This window comes from Flintibacter porci, from assembly GCF_041925195.1.
GTDB lineage: Bacteria > Bacillota > Clostridia > Oscillospirales > Oscillospiraceae > Lawsonibacter > Lawsonibacter porci.
This window is the reverse complement of record NZ_JBHEVB010000013.1, coordinates 20,362-35,098: the sequence shown is the minus strand read 5'-3', so window position 1 is coordinate 35,098 and position 14,737 is coordinate 20,362. Positions and strand designations below refer to the sequence as shown.

Annotated in this window: 12 protein-coding genes, 1 pseudogene and 1 riboswitch; of the genes and pseudogenes, 8 read left to right on the top strand and 5 right to left on the bottom strand. The window is 57.3% G+C overall.

Annotated features, from left to right (window positions below):
• The first annotated feature begins 161 nt into the window (after nt 1-161).
• Nucleotides 162-276, top strand: a riboswitch (FMN riboswitch).
• Nucleotides 277-432: 156 nt separating this feature from the next.
• Genes ribD through ACEVJL_RS12985 form a run of 5 tightly spaced genes read left to right on the top strand, consistent with a single transcriptional unit; the run spans nt 433 to nt 4,581 of the window.
• Entirely contained in the window at nt 433-1,539 is a 1,107-nt protein-coding gene (gene ribD / locus ACEVJL_RS13005) for a bifunctional diaminohydroxyphosphoribosylaminopyrimidine deaminase/5-amino-6-(5-phosphoribosylamino)uracil reductase RibD (protein WP_374738098.1), read from the top strand.
• Nucleotides 1,520-2,167, top strand: coding sequence for a riboflavin synthase (locus ACEVJL_RS13000; protein WP_374738097.1), 648 nt, complete (start codon nt 1,520-1,522; stop codon nt 2,165-2,167). Before ribD ends, ACEVJL_RS13000 begins: the two co-directional genes overlap by 20 nt.
• A 24-nt stretch (nt 2,168-2,191) precedes the next feature.
• Nucleotides 2,192-3,394 (top strand): bifunctional 3,4-dihydroxy-2-butanone-4-phosphate synthase/GTP cyclohydrolase II, encoded by a 1,203-nt coding sequence (locus ACEVJL_RS12995; protein WP_374738096.1) that lies wholly within the window; start codon nt 2,192-2,194, stop codon nt 3,392-3,394.
• A gap of 36 nt (nt 3,395-3,430) precedes the next feature.
• Nucleotides 3,431-3,898 carry a 6,7-dimethyl-8-ribityllumazine synthase gene (ribH, locus tag ACEVJL_RS12990; protein WP_008980373.1) on the top strand — a complete coding sequence of 156 codons (468 nt, stop codon included), beginning with the start codon at nt 3,431-3,433 and terminating at the stop codon, nt 3,896-3,898.
• 2 nt (nt 3,899-3,900) lie between these two features.
• Nucleotides 3,901-4,581 (top strand): HAD family hydrolase, encoded by a 681-nt coding sequence (locus ACEVJL_RS12985; protein ID WP_302667535.1) that lies wholly within the window; start codon nt 3,901-3,903, stop codon nt 4,579-4,581.
• A 62-nt stretch (nt 4,582-4,643) separates the two neighbouring features.
• Here ACEVJL_RS12985 and ACEVJL_RS12980 read toward each other — a convergent pair whose 3' ends face one another.
• Nucleotides 4,644-5,204: a flavin reductase family protein gene (locus ACEVJL_RS12980; RefSeq protein WP_008980375.1), complete on the bottom strand. Its 561-nt coding sequence runs from the start codon at nt 5,202-5,204 to the stop codon at nt 4,644-4,646.
• A 238-nt stretch (nt 5,205-5,442) separates the two neighbouring features.
• On the opposite strand from ACEVJL_RS12980, the gene ACEVJL_RS12975 reads away from it, so the two are divergent.
• The 3 genes from ACEVJL_RS12975 (at nt 5,443) to mgtA (ending at nt 11,966) form a co-directional block, all read left to right on the top strand.
• A complete protein-coding gene (locus ACEVJL_RS12975) occupies nt 5,443-6,582 on the top strand; it encodes an exonuclease SbcCD subunit D (RefSeq protein WP_374738095.1) in 1,140 nt (379 codons plus the stop codon).
• Nucleotides 6,579-9,872, top strand: a complete 3,294-nt coding sequence (locus ACEVJL_RS12970; protein ID WP_374738094.1) for an AAA family ATPase — start codon at nt 6,579-6,581, stop codon at nt 9,870-9,872. The genes ACEVJL_RS12975 and ACEVJL_RS12970 overlap by 4 nt, the downstream gene beginning before the upstream one ends.
• 201 nt (nt 9,873-10,073) lie before the next feature.
• A complete protein-coding gene (mgtA, locus tag ACEVJL_RS12965; protein WP_374738117.1) occupies nt 10,074-11,966 on the top strand; it encodes a magnesium-translocating P-type ATPase in 1,893 nt (630 codons plus the stop codon).
• On the opposite strand, the pseudogene ACEVJL_RS12960 reads toward mgtA, so the two are convergent.
• The 4 genes and pseudogenes from ACEVJL_RS12960 to ACEVJL_RS12945 all read right to left on the bottom strand — a co-directional run.
• Nucleotides 11,953-12,741 (bottom strand): annotated as a pseudogene (locus ACEVJL_RS12960) (reverse transcriptase/maturase family protein); the annotation flags it as partial. The gene mgtA and the pseudogene ACEVJL_RS12960 overlap by 14 nt on opposite strands.
• Nucleotides 12,708-13,160 carry a MarR family winged helix-turn-helix transcriptional regulator gene (locus tag ACEVJL_RS12955; RefSeq protein ID WP_374738093.1) on the bottom strand — a complete coding sequence of 151 codons (453 nt, stop codon included), beginning with the start codon at nt 13,158-13,160 and terminating at the stop codon, nt 12,708-12,710. The gene ACEVJL_RS12955 and the pseudogene ACEVJL_RS12960, both read right to left, overlap by 34 nt.
• 413 nt (nt 13,161-13,573) lie before the next feature.
• Nucleotides 13,574-14,239 (bottom strand): hypothetical protein, encoded by a 666-nt coding sequence (locus ACEVJL_RS12950; protein WP_302668447.1) that lies wholly within the window; start codon nt 14,237-14,239, stop codon nt 13,574-13,576.
• A gap of 3 nt (nt 14,240-14,242) precedes the next feature.
• Nucleotides 14,243-14,683, bottom strand: a complete 441-nt coding sequence (locus tag ACEVJL_RS12945; protein ID WP_235398671.1) for a hypothetical protein — start codon at nt 14,681-14,683, stop codon at nt 14,243-14,245.
• Between the last annotated feature and the right edge of the window lie 54 nt (nt 14,684-14,737).

The window sequence follows — 14,737 nt, the reverse complement described above, 5'->3', positions numbered from 1 at the left end:
ATATGCGCCCGGGGCTGAAAGCTTCTGCTTTTGGCCCCGGGCGTATCATATGCTGTGAGAGAAAGGAATTGTGTATCTTCCATATGACAAAGGGGGTACTGCGACTTTTTTGGGGGAATTGACAAGAACGGCCGTTGGCAGTATACTGTGGTAAATTGAATCAGGATCTTCAGGGCGGGGTGCAATTCCCCACCGGTGGTATAGCCCACGAGCCGAAAGGCATGACCCGGTGTGATTCCGGGGCCGACAGTATAGTCTGGATGGAAGAAGATCGTGTACTGCGGGGAGTCATATACCTGCGCGCATGAAGTTGCTCTGGAATGGTATCATTCCGGAGTTTTCTTTTTTTGCGGCAGGTTTTGATCCGTTTTCCTGTACCATGATGCCTTGAACGATTCCGTTCAAGGCATTTTCTTTTTCAGGAGGCACAGGATGAACGATACCGACTATATGAACCTGGCCCTGGAGTTGGCCCGGCGAGGAATGGGCTGGACCTCACCCAATCCCATGGTAGGAGCTGTTCTGGTGAAGGATGGAGAGATCATCGGACAAGGGTGGCACACCCGGTACGGAGAGCTCCACGCGGAGCGGGAGGCGCTGAAAAACTGTACCGGTTCGCCCGCCGGAGCAACCCTCTATGTCACATTGGAGCCCTGCTGTCATCAGGGCCGCCAACCGCCCTGCACCCAGGCCATTCTGGACGCAGGTATTACCCGCGTGGTGGTGGGCTCCAATGACCCAAACCCTCTGGTGGCGGGCAAAGGACTTGGACTTCTGCGGGAGCACGGCATCCAGGTGGAGACCAGGGTGTGCAAGGAGGCCTGCGACGACCTCAACCAGGTATTTTTCCACTTCATCACCACCCGCCGCCCCTATGTGGTTCTGAAATACGCCATGACCATGGACGGAAAGATCGCCACCCGCACCGGGGCGTCGAAATGGGTCACCGGGGAAACGGCCCGAAAGCGGGTCCATGAGGATCGGCACCGCTACCGGGCCATTCTGGCCGGCGTGGGGACCGTGTTGGCCGATGACCCGCTGCTCACCTGCCGCATGGAGGGAGGACGGGACCCCATCCGGGTCATCTGCGATACTCATTTACGTACGCCGTTGACGAGCCAGATCGTCCGCACCGCAAAGGAGGTGCCCACCATCCTGGCTACCGCCTGCCCTGATGAAGCACGCCGGGCCATCTATGAGGCCGCTGGATGCCAGGTGTGGGTGCTGCCCGAGCGGGGGGGATATGTGGATCTCGCCGCCCTCATGGATCACTTGGGAGCGGAGAATATCGACAGCGTCCTGCTGGAGGGGGGAGGCACCCTGAACTGGTCCGCTCTGGAGCAGGGACTGGTTCAAAAGGTGCAGGCCTACATCGCGCCCAAACTCTTTGGCGGCGGTGCGGCCAAGTCCCCAGTGGAAGGGCTGGGGGTGGAGACCCCCGACCAGGCGGTGCGGCTCATCAACACCACCATCACCCCCCTGGGGGACGACTTTTTGCTGGAGAGCGAGGTAGAACACCATGTTTACCGGGATCGTTGAGAAATTGGGGAGCATCCGCTCCGTACGCCGGGGACAGCACTCGTCGGTACTGTCCATTGCGGCGAAGGATATCCTGTCTGACCTGAAGGTTGGGGACAGTGTGGCGGTCAATGGGGTGTGTCTCACCACTACCACCGTGGACAGCGGCGGCTTTACCGCCGACGTGATGCACGAGACCCTGAACCGTTCGTCCCTGGGCAGTCTGACGGTGGGCAGCCACGTGAATTTGGAGCGGGCCATAGCAGCAAACGGCCGCTTCGGCGGACACATCGTCTCCGGCCATATTGACGGTACCGGCACTATCACCGCCCTGCGGAAGGACGATAACGCGGTATGGTACACCATTTCCGCTTCTCAGGAGCTGCTTCGCTACATCGTGGAGAAGGGTTCCATCGCCATCGACGGCATCAGCCTGACGGTGGCGGAAGTGGGGGAGAGTTGGTTTTCCATCTCCGCCATCCCCCACACAGTGGCTGTCACCACCCTGGGTGAGAAGCGGCCCGGCGACACAGTGAATTTAGAAAACGACGTGATCGGAAAGTACGTGGAGAAGCTGCTGCGGCCCCAGCCCCAAGAGACGGCCAAGAGCTCCCTCACGCTGGAATTTTTAGCACAGCATGGATTTTAAGCACATACAAGGAGGATTTTAACCATGGAACATCCCTATTGCACCGTGGAGGAAGCCCTGGAAGAACTGCGGGCGGGCCACCTCATTATCACCATTGACGACCCCGACCGGGAAAACGAGGGGGACCTTATCTGCGCGGCTCAGTTTGCCACTACAGAGAATGTGAATTTCATGGCCGTCCACGCCAAAGGGCTCATCTGCACCCCCATGAGCGAGGAAGTGGCTGCCCGTCTGGGGCTGGAGCAGATGGTAAAGGTAAATACCGACAACCACTGCACCGCATTCACTGTCTCCATCGACCACGTGGACACCACCACCGGCATCTCCGCCCAGGAGCGGGGCTACACCTGCCGCAAATGTGTAGACCCGGCTACCCGGCCTGAGGACCTGCGCCGGCCCGGCCATGTGTTCCCCTTGGTGGCCCGGCGGGGCGGCGTGCTCACCCGCAACGGCCACACCGAGGCTACGGTGGACCTGTGCCGTCTGGCAGGGCTGACCCCCTGCGGCCTGTGCTGCGAGATCATGCGGGACGACGGTACCATGATGCGCACTACCGAGCTTCTGGAGAAGGCCCAGGAGTGGGGCCTGAAGGTCATCACCATCAAGGCACTCCAGGATTACTGCCGCCTCCACGACAAGCACGTGGTGCGGGAGGCATGTGCCAAGCTGCCCACCCGATTTGGAGAGTTCCATATTTACGGCTATTTCAACGACCTCAGCGGGGAGCACCATGTGGCCCTGGTGAAGGGAGAGATCGGCGACGGCAAGGACATCCTGTGCCGGGTCCACTCCGAGTGCCTCACCGGGGACGTATTCGGCTCCCGCCGGTGCGACTGCGGCCAGCAGCTGGCCGCCGCCATGCGGCAGATCGAGGCGGAAGGCCGGGGCGTGCTGCTCTATATGCGCCAGGAGGGCCGTGGTATTGGCCTCATCAACAAGCTCAAGGCCTATGAGCTCCAGGAGCAGGGCTTTGACACCGTGGATGCCAACGTGAAGCTGGGCTTTGCCCCCGACCTGCGGGAGTACTGGACCGGCGCGCAGATTCTGCGGGATCTGGGGGTGCGGACCATGCGCCTGCTCACCAACAACCCGGACAAGGTCTATCAGCTCTCTGACTTCGGCCTGGAGATTGCCCAGCGGGTGCCCATCCAGGTGGAGGCCAACAAGGACGACATCTTCTATCTGCGCACCAAGCAGCGTCGTATGGGCCATCTGGTGAACTATTGATCAAACTCAATTTACATAAAACAGGAGGAATTTACTATGAAAATCTTTGAAGGCAATCTGGTATCTCAGGACATCAAGGTGGGCATCGTGTGTGCCCGGTTCAACGAGTTCATCGTCTCCAAGCTGCTCAGCGGCTGTGAGGACGGCCTGCTGCGCCACGGCGTGAAGCCCGACGACATCAGCGTGGCCTGGGTGCCCGGTGCCTTTGAGATCCCTCTTATTACCTCCAAGATGGCCAAGAGCGGCAAGTACGATGCGGTCATCGCTCTGGGGGCTGTCATTCGGGGCAGCACCAGCCACTATGACTACGTGTGCAATGAGGTGTCCAAGGGTATCGCCGCTGTGGCCCTGGAGAGCGACATCCCCGTGATGTTCGGAGTGCTCACCACCGATACCATCGAGCAGGCCATCGAGCGCGCCGGTACCAAGGCGGGCAACAAGGGTTCTGAGTGTGCTCAGGGCGCCATTGAGATGGTCAACCTGATCCGTGCCCTGGAAGCCTGAGCATGGTAAACTTGCTCTTTGACTACGACGGTACCCTCCACGACAGCCTGGCCATCTATGCTCCCGCCGTCCTGGCAGCCTATGACGATCTGGCCTCCCGGGGACTGGCTTTGGGTGATCCCCCAGACCGGGAGACCATCCAAAGGTGGATCGGCATGACTCCCTCAGAGATGTGGGAGCAGTTCCAGCCTCAGCTCTCTTCTCAGGAGAAGCAGGCAGGGGGCGCGTACATTGGCCGGCGGATGCAGGAACTGGTGGAGGAGGGGAAAGCCCAACTCTATCCCGGCGTGCCCCAGGTCTTGGACGGGCTGAAGAAGCTGGGGGTAGGGATGCTGTTGCTGAGCAACTGTCCCGTCTCCTATCTCCGTGCTCACACGGCTTGCTTTGGGTTGAAGCGCTGGTTTGACGGGCTCTATTGCGGCGAGCAATTTCAATATCTGCCCAAGTACGAGATTCTGCCTATTCTGAAAAAGCGCTGGCCGGGAGAATTTCTGGTTATTGGCGACCGGAATCAGGATATGGAGATGGCACGGAAAAACCAAGTATCCGCTGTGGGATGTACTTATGGCTATGGAAGTCCGGAGGAACTCTCCGGGGCGGACTGGCTTGCAGGGACTCCGGAAGAAGTGCTGTACTTTGTGCGGGAATTTCTCGGTACGAACCAGGTTTTAGAGCATATATAAGAAAACCCCGGGCGGATGGCTTATAGACCATCTGCCCGGGGTTTTATGTAGATTCTGAAGAATTATTTCAGCTTTGCTCCATCCTGGAACGCATTGCCCACTTTTTCACCCAGCTTGCGGTAAGCGCTGTGAATGGGGTCAAAGGTAATGGGCTGAAGCTTATCCGGATCGATTTTTCCGTCATCCCCCAGCACCGATTCGTCGGCGCTGACATTGACAATCTCACCTACCAGACGGCAGCTCTCCGGATCGTAGCTGATCAGGCGGCACTCCACCGCCATGGGAAGCTCATCGATGACAGGGGCGTCCACAAACTCCGATTTGGTGGTGTGCCAGCCTGCCTTCTCCAGCTTGTTGGCCACGTTGTTGCCCGACTCGATGCCCACGTAGTCACAGGCCACCATCTGCTCCACCGTGGCCATGCTGACGGTAAAGGCTTTCCGGGCCAGAATGTTGGCGGTGGTCTTGTGACCGGCACTGATGCACATAGACAGCTCTTTATCGTCGCTGATCCCGCCCCAGGCCGCGTTCATGGCATCGGGCGTACCGTCTTCCCCGTAGGTGGCGAGAATAAAAACCGGCTGGGGATAGGTCCAAGGCTTGGCTCCAAAATTCTTGCGCATAAGAAATACCTCCTATTGTATGGATGTTTGCATCAGACGGCAGCGCTTTGGGCCGTGAGGGCAAAAGAGGGGACGATCATACCTGTTCCCTTGCAGAAAATATTATAGCACATCGGCGCGGAAAGGTCATAGAAAATCAAAATAGGTACAGCGGCGGGACCAGAGAGGGTACGATTGCGCCGCCTGTGATTTCCGGATATAATGGTGATAATCCATATCGGTTTGGAGGAGCACAGCCATGAAACTGATCCATCTCTCCGACCTGCATCTGGGCAAGCGGGTCAACGAATTTTCCATGCTGCAGGACCAGCAGTATATTCTGACTGAAATTTTGCAGATCATTGACCGGGAGAAGCCGGATGGCGTGATGATTGCCGGGGATGTCTACGATAAGTCCGTGCCCTCTGCCGAGGCGGTAGCGCTGCTGGACGACTTTTTGGTGCGCCTGGCCAAGCGGGACCTCCAGGTCTTTCTCATCAGCGGAAACCACGACTCGCCGGAGCGCATGGCGTTTGGCGGCCGGCTTATGACGCAAAGCGGCGTGCATCTGGCCCCCGTCTATGATGGCAAGGTGAGCCCGATTACTTTAACGGATAATTACGGCCCGGTAAACCTCTATTTGCTGCCCTTTCTGAAACCGGCCCATGTCCGCCGGTGTTTTCCGGAGCGGGAAATTTTGACCTATACGGACGCTCTGGCCGCAGCCATTGAGGCCATGGGAGTAGATCCCGCGCAGCGAAATGTGCTGGTGACGCATCAGTTTGTCACCGGTGCGGCCCGGTGCGACTCGGAGGAGATCTCAGTGGGCGGCACGGACAACGTGGATGTATCCGTCTTTGAGCCCTTCGATTATGTAGCCCTGGGCCATATCCACGGACCCCAGCAGGTGGGACGGGAGACCGTACGTTACTGCGGTACGCCTTTGAAATACTCCTTCTCTGAGGCCAAACACCAAAAGTCGGTGACGGTGGTGGAGTTGGGGGAGAAGGGGGCTGTGTCGGTGCGTACCGTGCCCCTCACCCCTATGCGGGATCTGGCAGAACTGCGGGGTACTTATGAGGAACTGACCTTCCGGGGCTTTTACCAGGGGACGAGCTATCCCCGGGACTACGTCCATATCACCCTTACGGATGAGGAGGACATTCCCGATGCAGTGAGTAAGCTGCGGATCATCTATCCCAACCTGATGAAGCTGGACTATGACAACAAGCGTACCCGGGCAGGGATCGTCCTGGAGAGGGCAGAGGATCAGCAGCGCTCCCCGTTGGAGCTGCTGGAGGAATTTTATGAGAAGCAGAACGGGCAGCCCATGGGGGAGGAACAGCGCGCCTTTGCCAAGAACCTGATGGAGCGGATCTGGGAGGAGAATGAGCCATGAGACCACTGAAATTGACTGTATCGGCCTTTGGCCCCTATGCCGGAAAAGTGGTCATGGACCTGGAGAAACTGGGAAAGCAGGGGCTTTACCTGATTACTGGGGATACCGGCGCGGGAAAGACTACGATTTTTGACGCCATTACCTACGCTCTCTACGGAGAGCCCAGCGGCGAAAACCGGGATCCATCCATGTTCCGCTCCAAATACGCCCAGCCGGACACCCCTACCCAGGTGGAACTGATTTTCTCCTACGGCGGCAAGACCTACACCGTGCGCCGCAATCCGGAGTATGAACGTCCGGCCAAGCGGGGCGGCGGGACCACCACGCAGAAGGCCGAGGCAGAGCTGATCCTTCCCGATGGCCGTGTGGTTGTCAAACCCCGGGAGGTCAACCGGGAGATCGTGGATATCATTGGCCTGGACCGAGGCCAGTTTGCCCAGATCGCCATGATCGCACAGGGAGATTTTTTGAAGCTGCTGCTGGCAGATACCAAAAGCCGTCAGGAAATTTTCCGGGAGATCTTCAAGACCCGGTACTATATGGTGTTTCAGGAGCGGATGAAGAACGAGGCGGGACAGCTTCAGCGGGATTGCGAGGCAGCCCGGGCCAGTGTACAGCAGTACATTGGGGGAGTGGTCTGTCACGAGGATGACCTGTGTAAGCCTACCCTTCAAAAGGCCCAGGCGGGTCAGCTGCCGTTTCCGGAGACTGTGGAGCTCATCCGTCAGCTGATTGCCCAGGACTGTGAGGCCCAGGAGGAGCAGCAGAAGGTACTGGACCGCCTGGAGGAAGAGCTGAAAGAGATCTCGGCCCTGCTGGGGAAGGCAGAGGAGGCTCAAAAGACCCAGAAGAAGCTGGAGGCGGCCTGCAAAGCCCAGGAAGAACTGCTGCCCCAGGTGGAGGCGGCCCGGAAGGCACTGGAAGAGGAGGTGCAAAAGGCACCTCGTCAGGAGGAATTGAGCAAGGAGCTGGCTGCACAGGAGGCAGAACTGCCCCGGTATCAGGAACTGTCAGGAAAAGAGGCTGCCCGCGCGGCTCTCACCGGGCAGATCGCGGCGCTGGAGCAGAAGCGGGACGGGCAGACGCAAATGCAGGCGGCCAAAGCCCAGAATCTGGAACGCTGGAAGCAGGAACTTGCCGGTCTGGCCGGAGTGGAGACAGAGCAGGAGCGCCTGCTGCGAGAGAAGGAACAGGCAGAAAACCGCAAGGCTGCCCTGGAATCTCTGCAGGCGCAGGTAAGAGCCTGGCAAGCCTGCTTGGGACAGCTGACCGAGAGCCAGACCCGGCGGGAGGCTCTCTCCCAGCGGCAAAAGGATCTGGCCGCCCAAGTTCTCCAGGCAAAGAACACGCTGCAGACCAGCCGGGAGACCTGGCAAGCGGCTCAGGGTCTGCCGGAGGAGAAGCAAAAGCTTCTGCGCAGCCAGGAGCGGGCGCAGGAGAAAGCCAAGGCACTGAATGGGCTGGCAGCCATGCTGGATGGCTGCGGTAAGGCGCAGCAGGCGCTCCAGAGGGCTCAGACGGCGTATCAGCAGGCCAGGGAGCAGGCAGAGCAGCTGGAGGAGGACTACCGCCGAAAGAACCGGGCGTTCCTGGACGAGCAGGCGGGGGTGCTGGCGCAGTCCCTGGAGGATGGCAGTCCCTGCCCCGTGTGCGGTTCTCTTCATCATCCAAATCCGGCTCAACTGTCCGGCGGCGCTCCCACGGAGGCAGAGCTGGAACAGGTGAAAGGACAACTGGAGGCGGCCCGGCAGCAGGCCCTGACAAAGAGCCTGGCTGCGGGGACGGAGCGGGCCGCCCTGGAGGAGCGGCAGCGCCAGCTTCTGACGCAGATGTCGGTGTATATTCTGGACCCTGATTTGGAATGTGCCGGGCAGCAGATCGACGCTGGCAGGGAGGAGGCTGGGAGAGAGCTGTCTCAACTGCATCAGGCGCTGATGGAGCTGGAGGCGCAGCTTGCCCGCCGGGAGGAGCTCGGACAGGAGATCCAGCGGCAGGAGCTGGCTTTGGCTGACCTGGAAAAGCAGCAGGAGCAGTTGCAGCAGGACCTTACCCAGGCGGAGGTGGCCCGGAGTGCCTTAGACGGCCAGCGGGAGCAGATGGAGAATACCCTTGGCCGGGAGCTGACCGTCCACCTGGGAGGCTGCGCACTGGAGAAAGCTCCCGCTGTGATCACGGAGGATCTGGAGCGGGAGAAAATGACGCTGACACAACTGGAGGAGCGGACCCAGATACTCCAGAAAAAATTACAGCAAAAGCAGGAGCTGGACCGGAGAATTCCCCAGGAGGAGCAGGCCTTAAGAGAGCTGGAGCAGTCTGCTGCCGCTCTGCGTGAGGAATTGGCGGGTGCTGAAAGCCGGAACGAGGAGATGACGGAGCAGATTGAGGCCCTGCGCGCCCAGCTCAATTATCCGGATCTGCAGGCGGCCAGAGCACGTATTGCCGCACTGGGAGAGGAGATCCAGAGTCTGGCCGCAGCACGGAAAGCGGCCGAGGAGACTGCGAACAGCCGTCAGGCAGAACTGACCAGGGCGGACGCTGCCATCCAGGAGCTGAAACAAATGCTGGAGAGCGGCCAGAAGGTGGATGTCCAGGCTCAGCAGCAGCGCAGCGAAGAGCTGACCCGGCAGCGCAGCGAAGCATCCCAGGCCCAAAAGACCATCCATGCCCGTCTCGTGACCAACAAGACGGCCCTGGAAAATATGCAGGAAAAGGCGGCGGACCTGGAGAAGCTGGAAAAGCGGTATACCTGGGTGCGGGCCTTGTCCAACACGGTCAACGGCAATCTCGCCGGCAAGGAGAAGGTCGCCCTGGAGACCTATATCCAGATGACCTTCTTTGACCGTATTTTGCAGCGGGCCAATGTCCGCCTGCTGGTCATGTCGGGGGGACAGTATGAGCTGAAGCGCCGCCGGGAGGCGGAGAATAACCGCAGCCAGAGCGGCCTGGAGCTGGACGTGATAGACCACTACAACGGCTCCCAGCGCAGTGTCAAATCCCTGTCGGGCGGAGAGTCCTTTAAGGCCTCACTGTCCCTGGCGTTGGGGCTCTCGGACGAAATTCAGTCCGCCGCCGGAGGGATCCGGCTGGATACCATGTTTGTGGATGAGGGCTTTGGTTCTCTGGATGAGGAGTCGCTGCAGCAGGCCATCCGGGCGCTCACCGGACTGACCGAGGGAAACCGTCTGGTGGGGATTATCTCCCATGTGGCGGAGCTGAAAGAAAAGATCGACAAACAGATTGTAGTTACGAAAGATAAGTCCGGCGGAAGCCGGGTGGAGATTTTGGCGTGAACCGTGCTGCGCCCATTTGTCCCCTGTGTCCATGCGGATACAGGGGACTTTTTTGCGCTGTGGGGTAGGGAAGCAAGGAAAAAGCAAGATTTCCAGGCGAGCCAAAGAGCGGCTTCTATGGTATGATAGGGAAAACCCGTGGAGGTGAGAGATGTGAAAGGGGAGCGTACCATTCATCGGCGTGTTCTGGAGTACGCATATATGGATACTGACGCGCTGTATCGGGATTTTCATATTCCGGAGCAGGGCTATGATGAGGAGCAGGCGGAGGAGAGTCGGCAGCGGTATGGCAGCAATGTGTTGTCAGGCCGGGCGTCGGACACGGTGCTCTATCGCCTGCGCCGGGCGTTTATCAATCCGTTTGCAGTGATCCTGTTTGTGCTGGCCAGTATTTCTTTTGTGACCGACGTTCTTCTGGCCTCCAATTTCAGCCGGGATATGACCACCGTCATCATCATTTTATCCATGCTGCTCATCAGCGGCGGCGTGCGGTTTATTCAGGAGATGCGGGCCAAGCGTGTGGCAGACCGTCTGACCGAGATGATCGCGTCGGAGGTGTTGGTGTACCGGGACGGCCAGTGGGTGGGACTGTCCTCCACCGAGCTGGTGGTGGGTGATACGGTCCGCCTGCTTGCCGGGGACCGTGTTCCGGCGGATATTCGCCTGACGGCGGCCAAGGATCTGTTCGTCTCTCAATCGGTGATCACCGGCGAGAGTGTCATATGGGAGAAACAGGCCCGAGTCCTTCCCAAGGGGCAGGTGCGCTCCTATGGCGAGTATGAGAATATTGTCTTTATGGGCTCCTCCGTCATTGGAGGTACGGGGGAGGGCATTGTGCTGGCGGTGGGAAAGGACACCGTCTACGGCGGCTTCTCGGATGCCGAAGCCCACTTGAAAAACGGCTTTGACCAGGGGGCCAACTCCATCGCTTGGGTGCTCATCCGCTTTATGGCCATTTTGACCCCCATCGTGTTTGCCGCCTGCGGGCTTACCAAGGGCAACTGGTTTTCAGCCTTCTTGTTTGCCCTGTCTGTCGCGGTGGGACTTACCCCGGAGATGCTCCCCATGGTTATCAACGCGTGTCTGGCCAAGGGCAGCGCGGCTATGGGGAAAAAGCAGACAGTGGTCAAAAACATCAATGCCATGCAGGGCTTTGGCAGCATGGATATCCTGTGCGTGGACAAGACCGGTACTCTGACCGGGGACGAGATTCTACTGGAATATTACATGGATATCCTGGGCAACGAGAGCGAGAAGGTGCTGGACTTTGCCTATCTCAACAGCCTTTACCACACTGGCGTGAGAAACCATCTGGATTCCGCAATTTTGAAGTGCCGGGAGATGCCGGGGCGCAGCGGGTATTTTCAGCGGTGGGCGGAGGAGCACCCAAAGCTGGATGAGCTGCCCTTTGATTACGAGCGGAAGTTTGCCAGCGTTCTGGTGAAGGGAGAAGAGAAGAATCTGCTTGTCGTCAAGGGCAGTGTGGACGAGGTGTGCCGCCGGTGCAGCTTTGTGGAATACAGGGGAGAGCGGCAGGCCATGCAGGCTGACGGACTTGCCAGCGTTCACGCCATCGTGGACGAAATGCTGGAGGATGGCATGAAGGTGCTGGCCGTAGCCTATAAACCGCTGGACGCAGCGCAGCTGGAGGGAGAAGACGAGAGGGACTTTGTCCTGTTGGGCTATCTGGCCTTTTTCGATGCGCCCAAGCAGACTGCTGCCGCTGCCATCGGCAAACTGCAGGGACTTCATGTGGGCGTCCGGGTACTTACCGGAGACCAGAGAAGCGTGGCCGTGTCCATCTGCCGCAGGCTGGGCATCGATACGGTGCACACTCTGACAGGCGAGGAACTGGAGCGGCTCACCGAGGACGAACTGCCCGTCAAGATCGAGCACACCACCGTATTTGCGGAGCTGTCGCCCAAGCAGAAGGTGCGGGTCCTTCAGACGCTGCAGGCCAATGGGCATACGGTGGGATTTCTGGGGGACGGCATGAACGACCTGCCCGCAATGGTGGAGTCGGATGTGGGTATCTCCGTAGACACCGCGGCGGAGGCAGTCAAAGAGGGAGCCGATGTTAACGGATGTATTTGATGACTTTGTCCGTTTTGGACATACAGGGCGTTTTATGCATGACTGCTTTTAATTGAGCGATTTTCTGCAACAAAGCTGTTTTTTCCTGACCCGTTGCAGTTTTCAGCTGTTTCTGAGCCTTTTTTATCTGCCATATGACCTTATCGTATTCCGGGGTATGGTGCCTGTCCCTGCTTTTATAGAACTCTTTGGCGGTTTTTTCTACGAACTTGTCCAGCTCATTCAGGTAGATATTTGCGAGTATGGGCGAAACGATGCCGCCCTGCGGGCAGCCGGAGTAGGTAGCATGGTATTGCCAGTCCTCCATATAACCGGCTTTTAGGAATTTCCAGATGAGCTGAATCAACCGAGCATCTTTAATCTTGGCGTTTATGACGTTTGCTAAAACTTGGTGGTCAATGTTATCGAAACAGCCTTTAATATCGCCCTCAATAAACCACGACACACCTGAAAATTCTCTTTTCAAAGATTTCAGCGCAGTGTGGCAGCTCCTGTTGGGACGAAAGCCGTGAGAATTGTTTGAGAAGATTGGCTCGTAGACCGATTCCAATATCATTCTCAATACTTCCTGCACCAGCTTGTCCGTAAAGGTAGGAATTCCAAGAGGACGTTTTTTTGTGCTGTTCTGCTTTTTCTGGATGTACTCGCGGCGAACAGGATTCGGAGTATAGGTTCCGTCAGCCAGAGATTGGATGATCCGATCAACTTTTTCCTTGCTGAATCCGTCAGCTGTGTCGTCATTCACGCCTTTTGTTCCTGCGCCCTTGTTGGCGTATCCTGTCCTTTCTCAATGTGTGCGGCAAGTTTGTCCGCGTAATACATAAATGCTTCAAAATCTTCGCTGGAGCTGCGCCACAGATCGTAAAAGGGCTGCAAAATACTTTCATATCCCTTTTTTAATTCGGCAAGGCCTGTTTCCGTAATAAAGAGCCGATAGCTGCGCTCATCTGTTTCCTGGCGCTGCTTCCGGATACACTCCTTTTCGTAGAGGGATTTCAGACAGCGGCTCACCGCCTCTTTTTTCATACCGCTGCTTTGGCTGAGCAGAACAGGGGTATTTTGCTCCGGCTGTAAATACAGGTGGGCCAAGAGTTCACACTCGCTGGCGGTCAGCAAAGACTTCCGCAAAGGAAGCAAGGAACGCATGACCTTTTGAAGCTGCTGCTGGAAGTGCATCATATTGGTCCATTCCACAAGTAATGTCTCCTTCTTGGTATATAGTTAACGGCGTTAAGTATATCGAAGAGACTTGCTTTTGTCAAGTGTTTTGAGAAAGGCAGGCGGCCACCCTGGGAGCGTATAACGGATTATGGATGGTCGGTTATAGGGAATGCGACTCCTTGATATTCTCGGACAAGTCGGGAAGCGTACCGGATCGGCCAGATACAGCAAGATCTGGAAGCTCTCATCCTCGGTAAATCCCATGGAGGACAATTCTGCCTTTTCTAATCTGGACAGCGTCACCGGAGTCTGGCTGGGCCTCCGGCAGCTTTTGCCGGGATAACCGGGCGGAAAATAAAAAACCACTCGCAGAGCGAGTGGTTGAAAGATAGTTGGATCCCTCGAAAAGAGAGAGAAACGCCGTGTGAGATGGAAAATCCGAAACGTTATCGGCACTCCTGTTTCATGGCGCAATACCCGATAAGTACTGTCCAAACATAGGCGCAGGTTTTGGGGATCATCAGCATCCCAATCATGGGGATGGCATCTGCCCAAAGTACCACCGGGATGTAAAAGCCAAAGCTCAATACAATGGTCAGCCACATCCACCGAAACGCCCGGTCCCCGTGATCTCTGGCACTGCGATAAAACAGCACGATCACCAGCAGACCAAGCAGAGCGAAGGGAATGTTGCGGTAGATGCCCCAAGAGAGGGGGGCGTCGGCACTGAGCCACTGATTTTGAGGCATCATACATAGAAGAATCCGCAGACCGGCCAGAACATATACTGCGGTGGTCAGGCCGCCCTGTCCCTTGACATGGTATCGCTGCCGCCATACATAGTAGAGCAGCACATAGAAGATCGTCATGGTGACCGAGGTGATCCATTTTCCCAGTCCCAGAGGAACGGTGTAATTTTCAAGGCCTGTGGTGCACAGAGCAACCGCACGGGGGATCAGATGGAAGGCGTCGCCTGCGCCCAGCACCACCGCCATGAAGCCGAACAAACGGAACTGACGGTTTCCCTTGCTGCCCCGGATCATCAGGATACCGATGGTAATGACCGAGACCAGGTAGACCGCATCAAACAGAGTTTCCATAATTGCCTGCATCGCTTATACTCCTTTTTCTTCCATGTTTTGATTTGCAGCAAAGGCCGCTTTGCCAAAGTTTCGGCCAAACAGCAATCCGGCCAGCAGGGCAGCTCCCAGGCCGGTGTAAAACACGGCAATAAACTGCTCCGGCGCAAGTCCACTTACCCGCAGGCCAATTCCACCAGTCATCATTACCGCCATAATGGCAAAGGCCTTTTTATCAAAGAATTTTAGAAAAAAGTGCCGCTCCTCCAAATAAGAGATAATCTGGCTGGTGTGCTTTTTCACCAGTTTTCCAAAGATAAACCGCTGAAACACAGCAAAAACCAGCACAGAAAGCAGAAAATTCAGCACCGAGAGGTAGGCTGGGTAGGCCGTCAGGCCGATGCGTAGGATATTGAATCCCGCCGCGCTCCACACCAGACAGGCCAGAAGCAATAGGGTATTTCGCTTTACTTTCATGGGTGCCCTCCTTTTTGGGTGAACAATGTTCAATTTTCGAGATATAAAATTCCC